Raw genomic sequence first — 21,107 nt, forward strand, 5'->3', positions numbered from 1 at the left:
GAGTTTTTCCAAAATAAGGAGGAGCGAAGTATGTCCCAAAAGTACGCCAAACTGTTTGAACCGGTTTCCATCGGACCGGTGGAGCTGAAAAACCGCTATGCGATGGCGCCGATGGGCCCCCTCGGCCTTTCCGATTCCGAAGGGGGGATTCAATCAGCGCGGCATCGATTATTACGTGGAACGGGCGCGGGGAGGAACCGCCCTGATCATCACCGGCGTCACCTTTGTCGACAATCAGGTGGAAAAGCACGCCATGCCGAGCGTTCCCTGCCCCACCCACAACGGCATCCATTTCGTGCGGACCGCCAGGGAGTTGACCGAGCGGATTCACTCCTATGACGCCAGGATCTTCCTGCAAATGAGCGCGGGCGGGAGGGTGACCATCCCCACCAATCTGGGCGACCATCCGCCCGTGGCGCCTTCTCCCATCCCCCACCGGTGGCTGAACAAGACCTGCCGGGCCTTGTCCAAGGAGGAGATTCGGCACATCGTCAGGATGTTCGGAATCGGAGCCGTCAACGCCAAGCGGGCAGGCTTTGACGGCGTCGAGATCCACGCCGTGCATGAGGGGTATCTGCTGGACCAATTCGCCATCTCCTTCTTCAACCGGCGCACCGACGAATACGGCGGATCCCTGGAAAACCGGCTCCGGTTTGCGCGGGAAGTCGTTGAGGAAATCAAAGAGCGCTGCGGCGACGATTTCCCCGTGGCGCTGCGCTACAGCGTCAAAAGCTTCATCAAGGACTGGAGGGAAGGCGGGCTGCCGGGCGAAACCTTTGATGAAAAGGGACGCGACGTGGAGGAGGGGATCGAAGCGGCCAAGCTGCTGGTCAGCTACGGTTATGACGCCCTCGACGTGGACGTCGGTTCCTACGACGCCTGGTGGTGGAGCCATCCCCCCATGTACATGCCGAAGGGCCTTTACATCCCCTACGCGAAACGGGTGAAGGAAACCGTCGATGTTCCCGTCATCTGCGCCGGGCGGATGGACAACCCCGACCTCGCCCTGGATGCCCTAGTGAGCGGCGCCTGCGACATCATCGGTCTGGGACGCCCCCTTCTGGCGGATCTGGAATACGTGAACAAACTGCGGGCCGGAAAGCGGGAATTGATTCGTCCGTGCCTCTCCTGCCATGAAGGATGCATGGGCCGCATCCAGGAATATTCCTCCCTGGGCTGTGCGGTCAATCCCGCCGCCTGTCGGGAGCGCGAAGCCCGGCTGACGCCGGCGCTTCAACCGAAAAAAGTGATGATCATCGGGGGAGGCGTCGCAGGCTGTGAAGCGGCCCGGGTGCTGAAGCTCCGCGGGCACGAGCCCGTCCTTTACGAGAAAGGGGACCGCCTGGGAGGCAATCTTCTGGCGGGCGGCGTACCCGACTTCAAAGAGGATGACCGGGCCCTCGCCGCCTGGTACGAAAACGTGCTGAGGGATTTGCAGGTGAGAATCAAACTGAACACCCCCGTCACGGCGGATATGGTGAGGGAAGAAAATCCCGATGCCGTCATCGTGGCCACCGGGTCCATCCCGAAGCGGATCCCCCTGGGAGACGGCAATAACACCTTCACCGCCACAGAGGTCCTGCTGGGGGAAAAAACGGCGGGAGAGCGCACGGTGGTGGTCGGCGGCGGACTGGTCGGCTGCGAGTTGGCCCTCTGGCTGGCCAAGAAGGGCAAACAGGTCACTTTGGTGGAGGAGATGGATGAACTTCTCGCCGCAAACGGCCCGCTCTGCCACGCCAACTCCGACATGCTCAAGGCGCTCATTCCACATTACGGCATAAAAGTGTTGACCTCCACGAAGGTGATCCGAGCCACCGAGAAAGGGGTTCTCGTCCACGCGGACGGTGAGGAGACAGAAATCGAGGCGGACACCGTCGTGTTGGCCATCGGTTTCGATCCCGACAAAACTCTGTACGACGAGCTGAAACATGATTTCGCGAACATCCACCGGATCGGCGATTCGCGCCGGGTGGCCAACATCATGTACGCCATCTGGGATGCCTACGAAGTCGCCTCCTCCCTGTGATGCTGCATCAATAATGGACGGCCGAACAGGCCGTCCAAGCTGTTGACAAAGTGTCAGGATGGGGGCGATTTTCCGCATCGGCCCCACGCGGGGTAGCGAGTCGCTCGACGAAAATCGCCTCCCGAGTCAGCAGTTACGACGGCCGAAAAGGCCGTCTTCACCTTTTCCTTGTGTCAAAGGATGGTATTCCCGTACGCCCCCTCATCCTCGGAGTCAAAAAAAACGATCGGCCCCTCTGCATGTTCAAGGAAGGTTGTCCCCCCTTGAATCGGTATGAGAAAAACACTTAAGGGCCCATCTTCCCAGACTGCGGATCTTATGACAAAAACGTATGTATGAGGTCCAGACACTCCTGAACCACTTCCACGGGAGCGCGCCCTTCGATTCGGAACCGACGAGCCCGCCAGTCCAGGCTTTTGACCTGGTCCGTCAGGACCACTCCCTGAATCGGCAAATCCTCCGGCAATTTCACCTCGAAGGGATACCCCTTTTCCCGGCTTGTGATCGGGCACACCACCGCAAATTTGGTCACCTCGTTGAAGGCCTTCGGCGACAAAACAATGGCGGGACGCCTCCCGTCCTGCTCATGTCCCGCTTGAGGGTGAAAGTTGACGTAGACCAGGTCTCCGCGGTCAGGCACCTGCATCAGAGGCGCTCATTCCCTTCCACGCCGAAATCGATCTCGTCATGGCGATTTTCCGGTGTCACCTTCTCCAGCAGCTCCTGCAAGGTCGGCTTTCTTTTCTTGGGCACCAATTTGATGACGTTGCCCTCCACGCACATGTCGACTTCAGATCCCTGGTGAATGCCCGTCTCCTCGGCAATATGGCTGGGAATCCGAACAGCCAGACTGTTCCCCCACTTCTGCACCCGCGTGGTCACCGCCATCCCTCCGCCTTTTCCTTTTGATTCCATTATATCACCCTCAAGAACAGGCTGTATACACATAGTTTATACAACGGAGGGAGCCGGGATACCCGAAAAGGGCCCAAAATCCTGAACGGCAGGGGGGATCGGGTCTGCAAAGTTGCAAGGCAAGCATAAAGAAGGAGGGAAAGTCACTTCCCTCCTTCCCGGGTGTTGAGAATTTGTCAGCAGCGCGAAAACCCCGGCGCGGGGGGCTTTCCAAATCAAGCTTCCTGTCGGGCTGCCTTCCTGCGGACCAAACCGAGCAGGATCACCGCAAGCAGCATTGCGATGGCGACGGTCGTGGACGCGTAGAACAGACCGCTGTACCCGGTTTCCACCGCCTCGTGCAGGGAAGAAGACAGGATCTCCCTCACGGTCGGATCCGGGATTTTATCAAAGGCTTCCTGCATCGCCGCCACATCCATCTCTTCCCCGGTGGGATGGGCCATGTTTCCCCCCACGGGAATGTTGGCATCTTCCATTTTCTTTTTGATCGTATCCTCCAGGTTCAAGAAGGACCGGGCGATGAAACCGGCATACACCGTCGGCGCAAGGGTCATCCCGATCTGACGGAGGAGGGAGCTGGTGGCCAGGGCGATCCCCTTTTGATTCCCCGCCTTTTCCGCCGCGAGCACATTGATGGGAGCCCCCAGCATGAAACCGAACCCCACTCCGACAAGGCAGCTCGCCACCACCATCTGCCACAGGGAGTTCACCCACAGGGGGAACAGCAAAAACCCGATTACCGTCAGGACCGTGGCCACCAACAGGGCTTGAATCGGCCCGCGCCGATCCACCACCGCTCCCCCGGCGCCGGCTCCCACGCCGGAAGCGATGGCCAGGGGAGTGACCCAGTACCCCGACAGATTTCGATCCACGCCCAGATACTGTTCAATGTAGGCGGGAATAAAGATGACCGAAGCCAGTATGGCCCCCGACAAAAGCGCCAAAACGAGCGTCCAGCGATAGCTGGCGTCCCTCAGCAAGGTCACGGGCAGCAGAGGATCCACATCCCGGGACGCCTCCATGCGCCTTTCGACAAACCCCAACGCGACGAGGAGTACGATGCCCGCCCCCGCAAAGAGAAGAAATTCGGGAGAAGCCATGCTTTCCAGCAGGTCCACGCCCTCCAACAGGGTAAAGCTGTACATCAGGCTGAGCAGCGCAAAGCTGAGCAGGCCGATGCCCGCCCAATCCGTTTTTTGCACCGCATCGTCCATCTCGGGATCCTGGATCACTTTAAAGCCGAGGATCAGCAGGATCACGGCGATCGGAATGTTGATGAGAAACAGCCAGTGCCAGCTTCCGGTGACGCTCAAAATGAAGGAACCCGCATTCGGTCCCAGAACGGACGCGATTCCGTGCATGGCTCCCAGCATTCCGAGAGCCCCGCCCTGCTTCTCCACCGGAAAACTCCGAAGTATGTAGGAACTGGCGATGATGAAGATCCCGCCTCCGCCCAGGGACTGAATCAGCCGGGCGACGAGGAACATCCCGAAATTGAAACTGCTGGCAACCAGGAGGGAACCCAGGCCGAACAAAAAGATCTCGATCAGAAACAGCTTCTTGATCCCGTACTTGTCGGACATTTTTCCGACGATGGGGATGCTGATCGCCATCCCCAATGTATAGATGGTGACGGTCCAGGAACCCCACGTTGCCGTCACGTCAAAGGAATCGATCAACGTCGTCAAGGCCGCGGATATGATCCCGTTGTCCAAGGCACCCATAAACACGCCGACACAAAAAAGAACCACCGATCCCATGAGACGTCGATTCACATTATTTCCCTCCACATTTGACATTTGAGGCTTCCAAAAGCCCGTGGCCGGAAGGAAAACCGTTCGCTCCCTCCCGGCGGAATGGACCTTCCGACACATTGTTAATAAACAATTATATTTTTCATCCTACACCAAAATCCATCAGATGGAAAAGAGGAATGCGGCGGTCACGGAATCCCAGTCAAAACCCCGGCCTTTAGTAGCCCGATGATCATCTTGACATTCCGTTATCCGGTAGAGCCTTCCATCTCGAATTTAAAAGGGAATGGGATTCATCCGCAGCAAATGATGCGATAAATTCGTTAACCTCTTTGCTCATTTCCTTATAACGGGTCCAAAGGCCGTCCACATGCTACTGAAAAGGATCCGCCCAATAGAGACTGCTGCGATGGCACATTTCTGATCACTTTCCAGAGTCCAAATGCCTTTTTGGCGTTCTTCATTATCTGCACCATGAGCTTCCATCATGCCACTATGCAGATAAAGTTGCAATATGATTAAACCTCATCGGGATGCAAGGCGATGGGTGGCATGCTTCTTTCACCGGAACCCGGCATGCAGAAGCTTTTCCTTGTGCAGACCTTTTTCCCCGCTGCTTATATCATGGGGCCCTCGGTAACAAATCTTAACTGTAGATCGGGATGCGAGGATAGCCGCAAGTCAAAAAAGCGTGTCCGGAAATCTCGGACACGCAGGTGTGAAGGTATCGTTGGTGCCATATCTCCGCGTCCCTCGCAAAGCCGAGGATGTCGCCTTGTATTAAGCCGTGGTAACTAAAAAAATTTGGTGGGCAAAACGCCCTTGTTTCACCCACCCATAAACCGTATCGATCAAACTTACCCGATACTGCCTTCCATCTCGTACTTGATCAGCCGGTTCATCTCCACCGCGTATTCCATCGGCAATTCCTTGGTGAAGGGCTCGATGAAGCCCATCACGATCATCTGTGTGGCCTCCTCTTCGCTGAGGCCGCGGCTCATCAGGTAGAAGAGCTGATCTTCGCTCACCTTGCTGACCGTCGCTTCGTGTTCCAGAGTGATGTCGTCGTTCAGAATTTCGTTGTAGGGGATCGTGTCCGACGTCGATTTGTCGTCCAGGATCAGCGTGTCGCACTTGACGTTGGCTTTGGAACCCTGGGAATTGCGGCCGAAGCTGGTCAGCCCCCGATAGGTCACCTTGCCGCCGTCCTTGCTGATCGACTTGGAGATGATGGTGGCCGTACAGTTGGGCGCGAGGGCGGTCACCTTGGCTCCGGCATCCTGATGCTGTCCCTTGCCGGCCACGGCGATGGACAGGACGTCGGCCTTGGCTCCCTCTCCCTTCATGATGACGGCCGGATATTTCATCGTCAGCTTGCTCCCGATGTTGCCGTCGACCCACTCCATGTGGGCCCCTTCATAGGCCACGGCCCGTTTCGTCACCAGGTTGTACACGTTGTGGGACCAGTTCTGGATGGTGGTGTAGCGGCAGCGGGCGTTTTTCTTGACGATGATCTCCACGACGGCGCTGTGCAGGGAATCGGTGCTGTAGATCGGCGCCGTGCAGCCTTCGACGTAATGGACAAAGCTGTCCTCGTCGGCGATGATCAGCGTCCGCTCAAACTGACCCATGTTCTCCGAGTTGATCCGGAAGTAGGCCTGGAGGGGGATTTCCACGCGCACGCCCTTCGGCACGTAAATGAAGCTCCCGCCGCTCCAGACGGCGCTGTTCAGCGCGGCGAACTTGTTGTCCGTGGGAGGCACGACGGTTCCGAAGTATTCCCGCACCAGTTCGGGATACTCCTTCACCGCCGTGTCGGTGTCGCAGAAGATGACACCCTGCTGTTCCAACTCTTTCTTCATGTTGTGGTAAACCACTTCCGACTCGTACTGGGCCGACACCCCCGCCAGAAACTTCCGTTCCGCCTCGGGGATGCCCAACCGGTCGAAGGTGCGTTTGATCTCCTCCGGCACCTCGTCCCAGCTGCGTCCTTGCCGCTCCGACGGTTTGACGTAATAGGTGATGTCGTCGAAGTTCAGCTCGGACAGATCACCGGGGAGGATGGAAAACCATTTGCTGTTCTTGTCGCTGGGCATGGGCATTTTGAAAAACTGCTCCAGCGCCTTGAGCCGAAATTCGAGCATCCAATCCGGTTCGCCCTTGATCCGGGAAATCTCCTCGACGACTTCCCGGGACAATCCCCGCTTGGAGCGGTATACGGAAACGTCTTTATCGCGAAACCCGTATTGGTACTCCGAGAGTTCGGGCAGTTCCTTCGCCATACGAATCCCTCCCTTTCTAAGGAAAAAGCGATCGGGCCGGGAAGGTTCCCTCCGGTCAGGCTTCCGCGGCTTCGAACCTTCCCGCCACCCTTAATGGGGCTGTTTGACTCCCTTTTCCAGGGCCTTCCAGGCCAATGTCGCGCACTTGATGCGCGCCGGAAACTTGGCGACACCCTGGAGCGCCTCGATGTCCTCCAGGGGAAACTGCTCCGTGTCCACCTCTTCCCCCTGCATCATCGCGGAAAAGAGACCGGAAAGCTGCAGGGCCTCCTCGATGCTCAGCCCCTTGATCGCTTCCGTCATCATCGAGGCCGATGCCTGACTGATGGAGCAGCCTTCCCCGAGAAACTTCGCGTCTTTGATCTTGCCGTCCTCCACCTGCAGTTGAAGGGAAATCCTGTCACCGCAGGTGGGATTGTTCATGTCGATGGTCACCGCGTCGTCCTCAAGCCGGCCCCGGTTGCGGGGGCGTTGGTAGTGATCCATGATGACGCGGCGATAGAGGTCATCTAAGGACATTTCCGAAATACTCCTTTGTCTTCCGAATCCCTTCAACCAATCGATCGATGTCCGATTCATCGTTGTACAGGTAAAAACTGGCCCGGACCGTCGCCGTCACCCCCAACCACCGCATCAGCGGCTGTGCGCAGTGATGGCCGGCGCGAACGGCGATTCCCTCGGCGTCCAGCACCGTCGCCACGTCGTGGGGGTGGACCCCCTCCAGATTGAAGGTGACCAAACCGGTGCGGTTTTCCCGGGGGCCGTAGACGGTGATGCCCTCGACCTCTTCCAGCCGCTTCAGGGCATAGGCCGCCAATTCCTTGTCATGGCGATGGATGTTGTCCATCCCCACCGATTCCAGATAGTCGATGGCGGCGGCGAGGCCGACCGCGCCGGCGATGATGGGCGTTCCCCCTTCGAACTTCCAGGGGAGTTCCTTCCACGTCGATTCGTACAGATCGACGTGGTCGATCATCTCCCCGCCGTATTCCAGCGGCTCCATCCCTTCGAGCAGGGATTCCCTGCCGTAGAGGACGCCGATGCCGGTCGGCGCCATCATCTTGTGGCCGGAAAAGGCGAGAAAGTCGACGTCCAGCTCCTGTACATCCACCTTCATATGCGGCACGCTCTGGGCCCCGTCCACCACGATCACGCCGCCCTGCTGATGGACCAGGTCCGCCAGTTCGCGGATCGGGTGAATCGTCCCCAGAACGTTGGAGACCTGAGCGATGGCCAACAGTTTGGTCCGCTCGGTGATGGCCTCCTTCGCCTTGTTCAGATCCAGCGTGCCGTCCGGTTCCAATGGCAAATATTTGAGAGCGGCCCCCGTCGCCTTGGCCGCTTGTTGCCAGGGAATCAGGTTGCTGTGGTGTTCCGCCGGGGTCAGGACGATCTCGTCCCCCGGGCCCAAACGGGCCCGGGCATAGCTGTGGGCCACCAGGTTGAGGGCGGAGGTGGTGCCCCGGGTGAAAATCACTTCCTTCTCGGAGCGGGCTCCGATAAACCGGCGCACCCTCTCCCGGGCGCCCTCATAGGCGTCGGTCGCCCGGCTCCCCAGAGTGTGAACCCCCCGGTGGACGTTGGAGTTATACTCCTTGTAATACTTTTCCACCGCCTCGATCACCTGAAACGGTTTCTGGGAGGTGGCGGAACTGTCAAGATATACCAACGGATGGCCGTTCACTTCCTGATTCAGGATGGGAAAATCCTGGGCATACCGGTTCATCGCTGCAGCTTCCTTTCAATGACGCGGTTCAACTGCTGCTTGAGCGATTCAAAGGGGATCGCCGAGAGAACCGGGGCGAGGAACCCGAAAATGATCAGCTTCTCCGCTTCCTCCCGGGAAATGCCGCGGGACATCAGGTAAAACATTTGGATCTCGTCGATTCGACCGACACTGGCGGCGTGACCCGCCTTCACGTCGTTTTCGTCGATCAGCAGGATCGGGTTGGCATCCCCCCGAGCCCGGGAGTTGAGCATCAGCACGTTTTCCGCCTGCTGCCCGTCGGCCTTGGTAGCACCCTTTTCGATTTTGGTGATGCCGTTGATGATGCTGTTGGCCTGATCCCGCATGACGCCCCGGGAAAGGATGTTGCTTTTCGTATGGGTTCCCCAGTGGTGCACGCTGGCCGTGACGTTGGAACGCTGCTCCCCGGAGCCGACGACGATGGACTTCACATCCACCTGTCCGCCGGTCCCGTTCAAATGGGTCGTGATGTCCGACAGGGTGTTGCCCCCGCTCAGATCGCCGACCAGCCATTCCAGCTGACCGTCACGGTCCACCACACCGCGGCGATAAAAGACGTCCGTCGCCTGCTTGCCCATGTGGTTGATCGTGGCCACCCGAACGCGGGCCCCTTGACCGACGATGGCCTCCAAGACCCCGTTGTGGACCGCTTCTTCCTCTTGCTCCGAAACCACGTTGACGACGAGGTCGACCCGGCTGTTGGCCTCCGCCACAACCAGCACGTGGGACAGGAGCCCCACCCCTGCGCCGTCGGCCCAGAACAGGCTCTGGAAGGGAAGGTCCACTTCCACGCCCTTGGGAACGTAGAGGAAGACGCCTCCGCTCCACAGGGCGGCGTGGAGAGCGGCCAGGCGGTGTTCATCCGGACGCACGCCCTTCGTCATGAAGTATTTGCGCACAAGATCCGGATAATCCCGCACGGCGGAGGCGAGATCGGTGAAGATGATCCCCTTCTCCTTCAGCGCCGCGTCCAGGTGAACGTACACCGGATCCGCATTTTTCTGCACGATGACGTTGTCCTTCTCCATGTCGGAAGACAGAAGGGACTGAACCGATTCCGGCAGGGCCTTCAGGCTGTCCAGAGGGGACGCCTCGGCCATGGGCTCAAACCGGGTGAAATTCCACCTGTCGATCCGGGTTTTCTGCACCCGGGGCAAGTCGAGGCGGCCTGCGGCCTGAAGGGCTTCGAGACGAAACTGGCGCATCCAATCGGGTTCTTGATGTTTTTCGGACAGCTGGTTTACCGTTTTCTGGTCAAAAAGAATTCCCGTATCCACACTCATTGCCGTCACCCACCTTAGGCCTCTTGCTCGACCGTTTCGTCTTCGATGCCCAGCTCTTCCTTGATCCAGTCGTAGCCCCGCTCTTCCAGTTGAAGCGCCAATTCCGGTCCGCCGGAACGGACGATCCGCCCCTGCATGATGACGTGGACGAAATCGGGTTTGATGTAGTTGAGGAGCCGCTGATAGTGGGTGATGATCAGAACACCCAGATTGGGGCTGCGCATCGAGTTCACCCCGTGGGCCACCACCTTGATGGAGTCGATGTCCAGACCGGAATCGATCTCGTCCAGGATGGCGATCCGGGGTTCCAGCATCATCATCTGCAGAATCTCATTCCGCTTCTTCTCCCCGCCGGAGAACCCTTCGTTCAGGTAGCGCTGGGCGAAGGATTCGTCGATGCCGAGGATCTCCATCTTCTCATCCAGCTGGCGGATGAACTTCATCAGGGAGAGTTCGTTTCCTTCTCCCCGGCGGGCATTGATGGCGCTGCGCAGGAAGTCGCTGTTGGTCACCCCGCTCACTTCGGAGGGATACTGCATCGCCAGGAACAGCCCCTTGAGCGCCCGCTCATTCACCTCCATCTCCAGGACGTCCTCGCCGTCCAGGAGGACCCTCCCTTTTGTCACTTCATATTTGGGATGCCCCATGATCGCCTGGGCCAGGGTGCTCTTTCCGGTCCCGTTGGGACCCATGATCGCGTGAACTTCCCCGCCGTTGATCTCCAGGTTGACCCCTTTCAAGATCTCCTTGTCCTCCACGGAGACATGAAGATCTTCTATGATCAGTTTCGGTGAATTCGCCATGTGCATGACCTCCAATGTTTCTTTCTTTTTATTTCAAACCGATGATGACCGGTCCGGGGCGGCGGAATCGCAGGACTCATCGACCCCTCATCCGGACATCTCGGGAATTGCCAACAAAAAACCAAAGGACCTGTGTTCGGGCCCTTCGTTTATGATAACATAATGAGCGAAGAGCTTCACTTTGAATTGATTCTCACGTGATTTTCATTTTAAACTGATTCTCAATTGATTCTTATTCCATTTTATCCGATGACCCGACGGACATCAAGGTTGAACTCAAGGGTTGCGCACATGAAAAAAATGGGCCGATTCCGAAAGGGTTTGCGGAGGGATGCGCCATGCGACTGAAAGGAAAAAAAGTGGTCTGTTTGGTCGAAGCGGATTTTGAAGACCTGGAACTGTGGTATCCCGTGATGAGGCTGAGGGAGGAGGGGGCGGAGGTCCTGTTGGCAGGCCCCGAGCGGGGCGCGGTATATAAAGGTAAATACGGGGTTCCCGCGACGGCGGACCTTTCCTTTGAAGAGCTGGATCCCGATGCGTACGACGGCCTCCTGATCCCCGGCGGATGGGCGCCGGATAAATTGCGCCGCGACCCGAAGGTGCTCCGGACCGTTCGCTCCCTCCATGAGGCCGGGAAGCCTATCGGACAGATCTGCCACGCCGGTTGGGTGCTGATCTCGGCCCAGATCCTGAAAGGGAAGCGGGTCACCTCCACCCCCGGCATCCGGGACGACATGGAAAACGCCGGAGCCCTCTGGGTGGATGAGCCGGTGGTTGTCGACGGGAACCTGGTCTCCAGCCGTCGCCCCCCGGATCTGCCCGCCTATGCCAAGACCTTCTGCGATCTGCTGGCGGAAAGATGACCACGCGGCCGATCCGATGCCTGGAATGCTACCTGCGGCGGCCGGGCGGTCGATGCGATTTTTGTCCCCTTCATCGGAAAAACCGCCACCTGTACCGGCCCATCGGCGGCGGTTGGTTTGTAAAAAAGGAAGAGCAGGACCGAAAATCCGCGGAAGACAAGAATCCCTCCCCGTAGACCGGTCCTTTTTTAAAAAGGACGATGGGGTAACACCCCCTCCGTCCCCGCTGTGAAGCGTGCTGAAGCCCAAAAAATGGAACACCAAACCGAAACCGCTCCGATTGACACATCGGTTCGGTTCTGCTATTTTTGTATTCTGCAGCCCTTTTCATCTGACCTTTTGTTCGGGTATTCACAACCTCCACATCTCACAATTCAACAGGCGAACGGCTCCTTCCTGTGGGAATGGAAGGTTTTTTTATTCAAAAAATAAGGGTTCAAAAGAGGAGTGCACATGATCTGAGAGAGGGGACGCATTATGGGGCAACCAAAAAAACAACCGCCGAAGAAAGCGGAGAGAAACCAAGTCCGAGTCGTGCCGCTGCTGGCCGTTTTGCTTTCCGGAGCCTTCGTCGCCATCCTGAATGAAACGCTGCTTAACGTGGCGATCACGCCGATCATGGAGTCCTTTCAGGTGGGGGCAAATACCGCCCAGTGGCTCACCACCAGTTACCTGCTCGTCATTGCCGTCTTGGTTCCGGTGAGCGCCTTTCTCATTCAGCGCTTCACCACAAGGCAGCTTTACACAGCCGCCATGACCCTGTTCGGCGTGGGAACCCTGATCGCCGGAACGGCTCCCGTCTTTGCGCTTCTGCTGCTGGGGCGCGTCCTGCAGGCCTCCGGCACCGGGATTCTGATCCCGCTGTTCACCAACGTTATCCTGGCCCTGATTCCGCCGGAAAGAAGAGGACGGGTCATGGGTCTGTTCGGGCTGGTCATCATGTTCGCCCCCGCCGTCGGTCCGACGGTGTCCGGGCTGATCGTGGATTACCTGTCCTGGCGCTGGCTGTTTTATCTGGTCCTTCCGATCGCCGTCATCGCCATTTTGTACGGCGCCCTTTCCCTGAAAAACGTCACGGAAGTGACCCGCCCGAAAATGGATCTGATCTCGGTCGTGCTGTCCACGATCGGCTTCGGCGGAGTGGTCTTCGGATTCAGCTCCGCCGGAGAAGGGGCGGGGGGCTGGAAGGACCCGGAAGTGATCATCGCGCTGACGGCCGGTCTGATCTCCCTCGTCCTGTTTGTGATCCGCCAGAGGAAATTGGCAACCCCCATGCTCGACATGCGGGTTTTCGCCTACCCGATGTTCAGCCTGGCCATCGTCGTCATGATGATCGTGGTGATGACCATGTTTGCCACCATGATCGTCATGCCGATCTATCTGCTGAAGGTGCTCGCCTTCAGCGCCGTGACGGTCGGGTTGATCATGCTGCCGGGCGGCCTGATCAACGGCGCCCTGTCGCCGGTGATGGGGTATCTGTTTGACAAGTTCGGACCCCGCTGGCTCCTGATCCCGGGCATTGTCACGATGACCATCACCGTCTTCCTGTTCCGGTCCCTGGATCAGGATACGTCGCCCTTGACCGTCGTCGTCCTGCACACGCTGCTGATGGTTTCGGTGGCGATGGTGATGATGCCGGCCCAAACCAACGGCCTGAATCAATTGCCCCCCTTCCTGTATCCCCACGGCGCGGCGATCGCCAACACCCTGATGCAGGTCTCCGGCGCTATCGGAACCGCGTTGTTCGTCACCATTATGACCCTGGGGCAGCAACGCTACATGGAAGGACATCCCGGCGCGGCCGATGAGACAGCCGCTCTGGCGGCGGGCGTCAAGCAGGCCTTCACCTTCGGATTTCTCCTGGGCATCCTCGCCCTGATCCTCGCCCTGTTTGTGAAGCGGGTGGTGACCTCGCCCTCAAAGCCGGGGGAAGACGGACCGGAAAAAACGGGAGGTTTCCAAAAGGAACCCGAAATGGTTTAAACAAATGCAATCTCCGGAGGGAAGTGCGGTGCTCTTCCTCCGGCTGTTTTTCCCATTCAGAATTCGGAATGGTGACACTTATCAGGAGATAATTCCCCATGTACCAAGCGATGATGGACATCTCCTCCCTGACCCGCAACCCGCCCTTTGGTGAGGGGTGATTTGCAAAGGAGCGGCCCTTCCTCCTCACGCCGAACGCTGACGGCGTCCCGGAACCGCTGAAGGGGACCGCGTGGCGGGTCGGCCGGAGGTCAGGAACCGGGAGAAACGGTTTGGGACTGTGCACTGCGGGCAGCAAGGGAGGAAACCCATGTCGGTGTGGAGCTGATCCCCTCCCCTGTCACCTATTTTCACAACATGGACACTGAAGAGCTTCGGCGGATCCGGGTCCTCGACCGCGTCGCGCCGCTGCTCTTCAGCCGGACCGCCAATCCCCGTCCGGATCGGCCCGATGCCCCCGGGCCGCCGACGGGTCCCTTCATCGACTTTGCCCTGTCCTCTCCCGGCCAAAGGCTTGGGACCCGATCCGGCCGGGAGACGACGTGAAGGGACTGCTTCTCTGTCCCGTCGATGGCTGAACCTGACCGAAAGCGGGAGCCGAGCTGAAGGAATTGGCGGACTCGGCTTTCAAGGCGATCGGTCGGCCCAACTTCGATTGGTGCCGTCCATGGGTTCCTAAGGAGAAGGCGATGGACATCGCTTTCCGCCTTTTAGAGAGACATCCGGAACTGTTCGGGATCTGGAAAGAATCATCGCTCTCCGGGGCTTTCCTGGCAGTGAAGGATCATGTGCACCTGTTCCAGCTCCAGAGAAAACCCCACTCTCTCCAGAAGTTCCGCCGCCGTCCGGTTGGAAAGCGGCAGGTTGATCGCCGTCCGCTTGACCGGCTGATGCAGGGGGGCCAGCGCTTCTCCCAACAGGGAACGCATGACGGCCTCACCGTCGCTCCGTTCCGGATCCGCTTCGCATTGGAACAGGGTGATCCCCGCGAGGTTTCCCTCCGCATCAAAGGCGCACCGGCGCAGGGCGTACCCCGCCGCTCTCCCCTCGGGGTCGAAGGCGATAAGGGATTCTCCTCCGGTGAGACTGGGCCAATGGGTTTGCCAGGGCGCCGTCAGGCGGTAAAAGGGAAGCCGGGCCGCATCCTGTGGCATCCCCCTCCGAACCGCATAACTTGTCCCGCCCCCGTCCCGAAGTTCTTCCAGGGAACCGGAGCACCGATACACCCCGAGCCGGTTGATCACTACATAACCCATCCGTTTGTACAGAGCGATCGCCCTTTCATTCTGCCGGATCGCCTCCAGGGTGGCGATGTCCACCCCGTTCTCGCGGTAAATGCCCAAGGCCGCCTCCACCAGCGCCCTGCCCACCCCCAAGCGGCGGCTGCGGGGAACGACGGCGGTTCCCCCGTTCCAGGCGACCCGCTTGCCCTCGATGAGACGGATGCCGTTGAGCAGGATCCCCGCCGGGCGACCGTCATGAAAAGCCATGATCGATAATTCCGGGGAGAGCCCTTCCCGGGCCATCCGGGCCGTGAAGGTGTCCGCATCCATCTTCACATCGGCGAAGTAATCCTGAAACCCCTCGTTCCAGACGCCCACCGCCTCCTTCCACGTACATTCGCTCAACCGTCTGATTTCGATCAAGAAGGTCACCCCCGAAAAACAAATTCCGACCAGCGCCCCCCTCCCCGAACGAAGGGATCGCCGTCGCTTCCACGCTTCCTCAAAAGCAGCGGCTCTGGATGTAGATAAACTCACCTTAACAAAAAAGGAGCCCTTTTGGGACCTTTCTTTCCTCAAATCCATTTAAAAAAGGGGGCTTCGCCCCGATAAAAAAGAGGCGAGGCGCGCCCGGAATGCGGCAGAAACAAATGCTCGCGGAAAGGGGATACCATGCAGCGATTTCCCGATCACATCTCTTTCATCCATCCGTGGAGAAACTACCAGAGACGGGTGTTGGAACATCCGGATCGCCATCTGGAAAACCGACATCTGCACCTGGTCGCCCCGCCCGGTTCCGGAAAGACCGTCCTCGGGCTGGAGGTGATGCTGAGCATAAACAAGCCGACGATCATTCTCACCCCGACCTTGACGAATGGCTTCAACGCTTCTTGGAACTTTTTTTGCAAACAAACGAAAAACCCGACTGGGTCTCCACCGATCTCAAACAGCCCGCCTTTGTAACGATCACCACCTATCAGGCGCTGCACAGCCTGTTCAAAACGGAAAAAGAAACGGAAGAAGCGGACGCGGCGGAAGAAATGGAAACCGGCGCGGAAGGAGGCGGGGAAGGCTGGGAAGAAGTGTCCAGCGCTCCTGAAGCGCGCTTCATCCGAGAAAAAATGGAATCCATCGGGTGCGGTTAAATTTCTGCTCAATCATTTCATAACAAATGGGTTTTCAGAAAGTCCAGCTGCTTTTTCGACACTTGGTTGAATGTTTCGCCTAAATAGGGTTCGAAATGACCGATGGGAAGGGATATCAACTCAGCCCGCTTCATTTTCGCCGCCGCCTTTTTGACGGACTTGATGGGAATTAACGAGTCGTGCTCCCCCGCGATGACAAGCGCCGGGCATTTTACCCTGCCGGCCACAATTAATGGACGGTATAAGACCAAGGTCAGAAAAATGCGGGCCGGCGTTGCATTCTCCACCTCAAGCCCCGGAGGTATCAGGGATTCATATCCGGCTTTGGTATCATGGGTGTTTAATATGGCAAACTCATCGGGCGCGCCATAAATTTGGATCAAGTAAGGTTCCCGTGCCGTTGCGGCCCGCCAAAGGTCTCTGAATGCCGAGAAAGCGGCTTTGAAAAAGTATTTCGGACCGTTCTGAATCACGATCGGAGTAGCACTGGCTATCCCGGAAACAAACGGGACTTGAATGGAAATGGCGGCGATCTTCGGATCCTGGGCTGCCGCCACAATGGCGTGGCCGCCGCTGAAAGAGGTCCCCCACAGCGCGATCTTTTCGGAATGGATATCTTTCAGCCCCCGCGCCCAGGTCACGGCGGCATGATAGTCCTCCACGTGCCGCCGCGGAGAAATCAACTGCCTTGGGGTGCCTTCACTTTCCCCAAATCCCCGGTAATCAAACAGCAAAACGGCCAATCCGTGTTCGGCGAACAATTCAGCATACGGTTCCAATCCGCAGTTTTTCAATCCCCCGAAACCATGGGCCATAACAACCAGCGGGGGCTTAACCGCGCCGTCCGGCAAGTAAAGCCAAGCGGAACATTTATCGCCATGGCTTGGAAACTGACAATCCATCCTTGAAAAACCCATCGCACATCACCTTGATCTCGGCATTTGACAAACCATCCGCTTCATCTTCACATCCATCCGCCCGCACAATCTCAATCAGCCAATCCTCAATGAACCTGACCGCTTCAAGAATGCAAATACGATGGACAAATAAGATATGGACTTGCCTCCGAGAATCCTTCCCCATTACAACACTTTTCATTATAAAAACAAAAATATTTATTAACAATACTTTAAACAAATGGCGCTCTTTTGACATCTAAATGACGCGCTCCACGTGGACCGTTTGCGGAAACATGTCCACCGGCTGGACTTCTTGCACCGCATACCCGTGAGCGGCCAGATGCTTCAAATCCCGGGCCAATGTGGCCGGGTTGCAAGAAACATATACCAGCCGCTCCGGTGCCATCGTCAAAACGGCGTCCAAAAGCCGCCGGTCGCACCCCTTTCGCGGCGGATCGACGACAATGACGTCGGCCCGCATCCCTTCTTCCGCCCACCGGGGAATGACGGTTTCCGCATTGAACAGCATCGAAGCCATTGACGCGGTTCCTGAATGACCTCCAGGAATTTCTCGAGCCGATTGAAAACCCCCGCCACCTGTTATACCGGGAGTCGAAGTGGCTGTGGCTGATCAAACGGAAAGATTACCATGCCGTCCCGGAGGAGCTCGGCCGCAAAAAGGAATACGCGGAATTGTTCCTGCGAAAATGGACCGAATCGATGGGTCCCGCCAAACTCATCTACTCCCGCACCCCGGAAGGAAGAAAGACATTGGTTCAGGCCAGGATGCGCGCCATGTCCGCCGTCTTTGTCGAGCGGGCGGAACGGTTGAGCGTTTGGAAATAGGCCGCTTTGTCAGGCGGTCGGGAAATCGGAACCCACCCTGGCGGACATCAACCGGTAAACCTCCTCCAGGGACGTGACGATTCCCTTCTCATCCTTGTAGATGACGTGGCTGGGAGTCAACCGAACCGGCGAATCCACCCCGGCGGCCGCGGCGACGCGGAAGAGCCCCTCGCGCAGGGACACGAGATAGTTGAGCACCCGGTAACACTTCTCCTCGATCACCAGAGCCTGTTGCAGTTTCGGATCCGTCGTCGCTACGCCGACCGGACAGTCGTTGGAGTGGCACTTGAGGGACTGGATGCACCCGACGGCGATCATGAACCCCCGGGCGATGTTGACCAAATCGGCACCCATGGCCAGGGCGACGGCGATCCGGTCCGGGGAGAAAAGCTTGCCCGAAGCGATCACCTTGACCCGGTCGCGCACACCGAAGCGCCGCAGGGTGGCGTCGGCGATCATCAGCGCCGATTTGGCCGGCAGGCCGACGCTGTCCGCCAGCTCCTGATAGGACGCCCCAGTCCCCCCTTCCCCGCCGTCCACCGTGATGAAATCGGGCCCCTTTCCCGTCTCTTTCATGTAGGATGCCAGCTCCGCCAGGGAATCGGGTCCGCCGACGACGATTTTGATGCCGACCGGCTTCCCGGTCGCTTCCCGTATGCGCTCGATGAAATCGACCATCGTCGGCACGTCGTGGAACTCCCGGAACCGATTGGGGCTGTCGATCGAATGATACGGCTTCACCTTGCGAATCGCGGCAACTTCCGGCGTCACCTTCTCGGCGTCGACGTGACCGCCGCGAATCTTGGCCCCCTGCCCCAGCTTCAATTCAAAGGCCTTTACCTGGGGCATCTCCGCTTTTTTCTTCAGCTCCACCCAATCGAACCGCCCCTCCTCGTCGCGCACGCCGAACAATCCCGGGCCGATCTGCATGATCAGATCCACATCCCCCTCCAAGTGGTAAGGAGACAGCCCGCCCTCTCCGGTGTTCATCCACGTCCCCCGGGCCATCCCGAGGCCGATCGACAGGGCGGAGATGGCATGGGAGCCCAGGGAACCGTAACTCATCGCCGACATTCCGATCGGCCCCCGGACGACGAAGGGGTGTCGGCAATTCTCCCCGATCACGACCGCGTCGGATTCATCCAGCAGGTAGGCGCAGAGCTCGTCCTGAACCCGGGCCTCTTTTCGGGAAAACAGCCCCTCCCGGAGCAGCACATATTTGTAAGTGGAAACCGTCGTCTTCCGGTCATACTTCATTTCCTCCAGCTGCAGGGGAAACATGGCGTTGCGGATATAGTAGCCCGCCCGTTCGAAATCCTGTTTGGAGCCGAATCCGATCACGTCCCGGACATATTTGGAGCGCTTGACGATGTGGCCGTATTGTTCCCGGGAAAACGGTTTTGCCTCGTTATCGCTGTCAAAGAGATATTGCCTCAGCTCCGGACCGATCATCTCCAGAAAGTAGCGCACCTTGCCGAGGATCGGATAATTGCGCAGAACAGAATGCTGTTTCTGCCGCCGGTCGTAAAGGTATAGATAAACCGCCGTGATCAGGGGGACGAGGACGGCAACGATCAGGACGGTCACCTCGAGCGTTAAGAAGCCCTCCAAAAAATCCATGATTCCACCACCTCTTTCCACACCTTCGGCCCCGGCCGCAGAAACTTCTCTTGGGAGAAGTCCTCCCTCCCCCGATGCGCCCCGGGCATAAACTCGTTTTCAGTTTTTCCTTCGGCTCAACAAGAAAAACGGGTCGCTTTCGGATTCCCGGCCGGGTCCCGCGCCGTCCCCCTCCCGGCAGGGAAAATCCATAAAAAAACCGGCGTCCCGCAGGGGGACACCGGTTTCCGCGATCTTCGCCGTCAGGCCGACACGTCCTGTTTCTGTGCCTCCAGCACTTTGTCGGCTCCCGGAAGATCGTCGAACCAGGCGGCGTCGTCCGGGCAGTCAAACACCATGAAATGGCCGTAGTAGTCCGGGTGGCGAGCCTGGTGATACTTGAGGTAGATCTTGTCTCCATCCACCGCCAGAATCTCGATCTTCCCGGAGGAGTGGCTCATCACGTAGCGGACCCGCTTCCCGAGGCCCGAGGTGCGCGCCTTCGCCTCTTCGATGATCCGGTACTGCTCCTTGAAGGGGATGACGAAGTCCGCGTTTCCGGCCACCGGACGGTTCTGGAAGAAGTAGTAGGGAGTGACGCCGGCCCAAGAGAGTTTATCCAGGAGCTCCGCGAGCACCTTCGGGTCATCGTTGATGCCCCGGAGAACCGGAGTCTGGTTGACCAAGATCACGCCGGCCCGCTGCAGGGCGTTGATCGCCCGGTAAGCGTGCTCGGTCAGCTCCCTCGGATGGTTGAAGTGAGCCATCACGTGAATCCGCGCATCCGGACGGGAATATTCTGAAAGCGTCTCCAAAAGCTCCTCGTCTTCATAGATGCGCATCGGGTTGAAGGCAGGCAGCTTGGAGCCGAAGCGGATGATCTTCACATGGGGGATTTCCCGCAGCCGCTGCAGAATGGAGCGGATCTTCTTGGTGCCCAGAATCAGCGAGTCGCCGCCGGTGAGCAGCACGTTGTTGATCTGCGGGTTTTTGGAGATGTATTCCAGCCCCGGCTCGATATTGAGCGACGCTTCGTGCACATCGTTGCGGAACAACCGCTTCCGGAAGCAGAAACGGCAGTAGGCGCCGCAAACTTCGGATACCAAAAGCAAGGCAGTGGTCGCGTATTTATGCTGACAACCCGGAGCGGCATAGTTCAGGTGCTCTTCGGAGGCATCCCAGCGTCCGTATTCGTCCAATTCCCGCTCGTTGGGGATGATCAGCTTGCGGATCGGGTCATCGGGATCGTCCCAGTCGATCAGAGAGAGGTAGTAGTCGTTCACCCGAAACACGAATTTATCCGTGATCGGTGTCAATTTCTCGCGCTCTTCTTCAGGAATCGCCTCAATCTTCCGGATGTCGGTAATATAGCGCGGCATCTCCCTACCTCCTTTAGAGAATGTCATCCGCATTTAGGATAACAAAGATTTATATATGTTTCAAAAGTTGTCAGAATCCCCGGCGGATGAAGTATTTCCTCAAGTTTTGAAATGGACGAAACCCGCTCGGCGAATCTGCGCAAATAAAAAAACGACAGAATTCCTCATTTTTGTAAACGAAAAAAACACGTTACCATAAAACTTTCAAAAAATCCTTGTGTCCGGATGAATCTCCGCAAAAAAAAGACCCGGCCCATACCGGGTCGAGGCTGTTGACAAAGAAGGGTCAACAGCCTTTTTTGTTGAATTCGGAATAAAACAATTCCGAAGGAAGGTTTTTATATGTTCAGGACGAACCCA

General features: G+C 58.0%; 17 protein-coding genes and 2 pseudogenes. 6 read left to right on the forward strand and 13 right to left on the reverse strand.

The window, feature by feature from the left end; all coding sequences use genetic code 11:
* The first annotated feature begins 97 nt into the window (after nucleotides 1–97).
* Complete coding sequence (locus CLV97_RS14780) at nucleotides 98–2,026, forward strand: oxidoreductase (protein ID WP_211295765.1); 1,929 nt, start codon at nucleotides 98–100, stop codon at nucleotides 2,024–2,026.
* A 316-nt stretch (nucleotides 2,027–2,342) separates the two neighbouring features.
* Here CLV97_RS14780 and CLV97_RS14785 read toward each other — a convergent pair whose 3' ends face one another.
* The 8 genes from CLV97_RS14785 to sufC all read right to left on the reverse strand — a co-directional run bounded on the left by CLV97_RS14785 (nucleotide 2,343) and on the right by sufC (nucleotide 10,810).
* Entirely contained in the window at nucleotides 2,343–2,672 is a 330-nt protein-coding gene (locus CLV97_RS14785) for a type II toxin-antitoxin system PemK/MazF family toxin (protein WP_106346297.1), read from the reverse strand.
* Entirely contained in the window at nucleotides 2,672–2,941 is a 270-nt protein-coding gene (locus tag CLV97_RS14790; RefSeq protein WP_106346298.1) for an AbrB/MazE/SpoVT family DNA-binding domain-containing protein, read from the reverse strand. Before CLV97_RS14790 ends, CLV97_RS14785 begins: the two co-directional genes overlap by 1 nt.
* A gap of 215 nt (nucleotides 2,942–3,156) precedes the next feature.
* Nucleotides 3,157–4,701 carry an MFS transporter gene (locus tag CLV97_RS14795; protein ID WP_245891623.1) on the reverse strand — a complete coding sequence of 515 codons (1,545 nt, stop codon included), beginning with the start codon at nucleotides 4,699–4,701 and terminating at the stop codon, nucleotides 3,157–3,159.
* A gap of 851 nt (nucleotides 4,702–5,552) precedes the next feature.
* Nucleotides 5,553–6,977, reverse strand: coding sequence for a Fe-S cluster assembly protein SufB (sufB, locus tag CLV97_RS14800; protein WP_106346299.1), 1,425 nt, complete (start codon nucleotides 6,975–6,977; stop codon nucleotides 5,553–5,555).
* 90 nt (nucleotides 6,978–7,067) lie between these two features.
* The gene (gene sufU, locus CLV97_RS14805) at nucleotides 7,068–7,496 is read right to left on the reverse strand and encodes a Fe-S cluster assembly sulfur transfer protein SufU (protein WP_106346300.1); all 429 of its coding nucleotides are present in this window, start codon (nucleotides 7,494–7,496) and stop codon (nucleotides 7,068–7,070) included.
* Nucleotides 7,483–8,703: a cysteine desulfurase gene (locus tag CLV97_RS14810; protein WP_106346301.1), complete on the reverse strand. Its 1,221-nt coding sequence runs from the start codon at nucleotides 8,701–8,703 to the stop codon at nucleotides 7,483–7,485. Before CLV97_RS14810 ends, sufU begins: the two co-directional genes overlap by 14 nt.
* Nucleotides 8,700–10,007 carry a Fe-S cluster assembly protein SufD gene (gene sufD, locus CLV97_RS14815; protein WP_106346302.1) on the reverse strand — a complete coding sequence of 436 codons (1,308 nt, stop codon included), beginning with the start codon at nucleotides 10,005–10,007 and terminating at the stop codon, nucleotides 8,700–8,702. The genes CLV97_RS14810 and sufD overlap by 4 nt, the downstream gene beginning before the upstream one ends.
* 14 nt (nucleotides 10,008–10,021) lie before the next feature.
* Entirely contained in the window at nucleotides 10,022–10,810 is a 789-nt protein-coding gene (sufC, locus tag CLV97_RS14820) for a Fe-S cluster assembly ATPase SufC (RefSeq protein ID WP_106346303.1), read from the reverse strand.
* A gap of 338 nt (nucleotides 10,811–11,148) precedes the next feature.
* Between sufC and CLV97_RS14825 the strand changes: the two genes are divergently transcribed.
* The 3 genes and pseudogenes from CLV97_RS14825 to CLV97_RS14840 all read left to right on the forward strand — a co-directional run.
* Nucleotides 11,149–11,673, forward strand: coding sequence for a type 1 glutamine amidotransferase domain-containing protein (locus tag CLV97_RS14825; protein WP_106346304.1), 525 nt, complete (start codon nucleotides 11,149–11,151; stop codon nucleotides 11,671–11,673).
* Nucleotides 11,674–12,150: 477 nt separating this feature from the next.
* A complete protein-coding gene (locus CLV97_RS14835) occupies nucleotides 12,151–13,656 on the forward strand; it encodes an MDR family MFS transporter (protein ID WP_106346306.1) in 1,506 nt (501 codons plus the stop codon).
* Between the two features lie 255 nt (nucleotides 13,657–13,911).
* Nucleotides 13,912–14,202 (forward strand): annotated as a pseudogene (locus CLV97_RS14840) (hypothetical protein); the annotation flags it as partial.
* Nucleotides 14,203–14,405: 203 nt separating this feature from the next.
* On the opposite strand, the gene CLV97_RS14845 reads toward CLV97_RS14840, so the two are convergent.
* Nucleotides 14,406–15,302, reverse strand: coding sequence for a GNAT family N-acetyltransferase (locus tag CLV97_RS14845; RefSeq protein WP_170070556.1), 897 nt, complete (start codon nucleotides 15,300–15,302; stop codon nucleotides 14,406–14,408).
* A gap of 212 nt (nucleotides 15,303–15,514) precedes the next feature.
* Here CLV97_RS14845 and CLV97_RS18415 point away from each other — a divergent pair, with 212 nt between their 5' ends.
* The gene (locus CLV97_RS18415; RefSeq protein ID WP_211295766.1) at nucleotides 15,515–16,024 is read left to right on the forward strand and encodes a hypothetical protein; all 510 of its coding nucleotides are present in this window, start codon (nucleotides 15,515–15,517) and stop codon (nucleotides 16,022–16,024) included.
* Nucleotides 16,025–16,041: 17 nt separating this feature from the next.
* Here the strand turns inward: CLV97_RS18415 and CLV97_RS14855 are convergent, their stop codons facing one another.
* Together CLV97_RS14855 and CLV97_RS14860 are read right to left on the reverse strand one after the other, a co-directional pair.
* A complete protein-coding gene (locus CLV97_RS14855; RefSeq protein WP_106346309.1) occupies nucleotides 16,042–16,941 on the reverse strand; it encodes an alpha/beta hydrolase in 900 nt (299 codons plus the stop codon).
* A gap of 238 nt (nucleotides 16,942–17,179) precedes the next feature.
* Nucleotides 17,180–17,440, reverse strand: a pseudogene (locus CLV97_RS14860) (23S rRNA (uracil(1939)-C(5))-methyltransferase RlmD); the annotation flags it as partial.
* Nucleotides 17,441–17,460: 20 nt separating this feature from the next.
* On the opposite strand from CLV97_RS14860, the gene CLV97_RS14865 reads away from it, so the two are divergent.
* Nucleotides 17,461–17,769, forward strand: coding sequence for a hypothetical protein (locus CLV97_RS14865; RefSeq protein ID WP_106346311.1), 309 nt, complete (start codon nucleotides 17,461–17,463; stop codon nucleotides 17,767–17,769).
* Between the two features lie 9 nt (nucleotides 17,770–17,778).
* Here CLV97_RS14865 and CLV97_RS14870 read toward each other — a convergent pair whose 3' ends face one another.
* Both CLV97_RS14870 and CLV97_RS14875 read right to left on the reverse strand, forming a co-directional pair.
* The gene (locus CLV97_RS14870; RefSeq protein WP_106346312.1) at nucleotides 17,779–19,389 is read right to left on the reverse strand and encodes an FMN-binding glutamate synthase family protein; all 1,611 of its coding nucleotides are present in this window, start codon (nucleotides 19,387–19,389) and stop codon (nucleotides 17,779–17,781) included.
* 242 nt (nucleotides 19,390–19,631) lie between these two features.
* Nucleotides 19,632–20,747, reverse strand: coding sequence for a KamA family radical SAM protein (locus CLV97_RS14875; protein WP_106346313.1), 1,116 nt, complete (start codon nucleotides 20,745–20,747; stop codon nucleotides 19,632–19,634).
* Nucleotides 20,748–21,107: the final 360 nt, after the last annotated feature.

It is taken from the genome of Planifilum fimeticola (genome assembly GCF_003001905.1).
Lineage (GTDB): Bacteria > Bacillota > Bacilli > Thermoactinomycetales > DSM-44946 > Planifilum > Planifilum fimeticola.

Coding starts and splice junctions, on each gene's coding strand:
- CLV97_RS14780 (WP_211295765.1), top strand. CDS start 98: ATGCGATGGCGCCGATGGGCCCCCTCGGCCTTTCCGATTCCGAAGGGG.
- CLV97_RS14785 (WP_106346297.1), bottom strand. CDS start 2,672: ATGCAGGTGCCTGACCGCGGAGACCTGGTCTACGTCAACTTTCACCCT.
- CLV97_RS14790 (WP_106346298.1), bottom strand. CDS start 2,941: ATGGAATCAAAAGGAAAAGGCGGAGGGATGGCGGTGACCACGCGGGTG.
- CLV97_RS14795 (WP_245891623.1), bottom strand. CDS start 4,701: ATGGGATCGGTGGTTCTTTTTTGTGTCGGCGTGTTTATGGGTGCCTTG.
- sufB (WP_106346299.1), bottom strand. CDS start 6,977: ATGGCGAAGGAACTGCCCGAACTCTCGGAGTACCAATACGGGTTTCGC.
- sufU (WP_106346300.1), bottom strand. CDS start 7,496: ATGTCCTTAGATGACCTCTATCGCCGCGTCATCATGGATCACTACCAA.
- CLV97_RS14810 (WP_106346301.1), bottom strand. CDS start 8,703: ATGAACCGGTATGCCCAGGATTTTCCCATCCTGAATCAGGAAGTGAAC.
- sufD (WP_106346302.1), bottom strand. CDS start 10,007: ATGAGTGTGGATACGGGAATTCTTTTTGACCAGAAAACGGTAAACCAG.
- sufC (WP_106346303.1), bottom strand. CDS start 10,810: ATGGCGAATTCACCGAAACTGATCATAGAAGATCTTCATGTCTCCGTG.
- CLV97_RS14825 (WP_106346304.1), top strand. CDS start 11,149: ATGCGACTGAAAGGAAAAAAAGTGGTCTGTTTGGTCGAAGCGGATTTT.
- CLV97_RS14835 (WP_106346306.1), top strand. CDS start 12,151: ATGGGGCAACCAAAAAAACAACCGCCGAAGAAAGCGGAGAGAAACCAA.
- CLV97_RS18415 (WP_211295766.1), top strand. CDS start 15,515: ATGCGGCAGAAACAAATGCTCGCGGAAAGGGGATACCATGCAGCGATT.
- CLV97_RS14855 (WP_106346309.1), bottom strand. CDS start 16,941: ATGGGTTTTTCAAGGATGGATTGTCAGTTTCCAAGCCATGGCGATAAA.
- CLV97_RS14870 (WP_106346312.1), bottom strand. CDS start 19,389: ATGGATTTTTTGGAGGGCTTCTTAACGCTCGAGGTGACCGTCCTGATC.
- CLV97_RS14875 (WP_106346313.1), bottom strand. CDS start 20,747: ATGCCGCGCTATATTACCGACATCCGGAAGATTGAGGCGATTCCTGAA.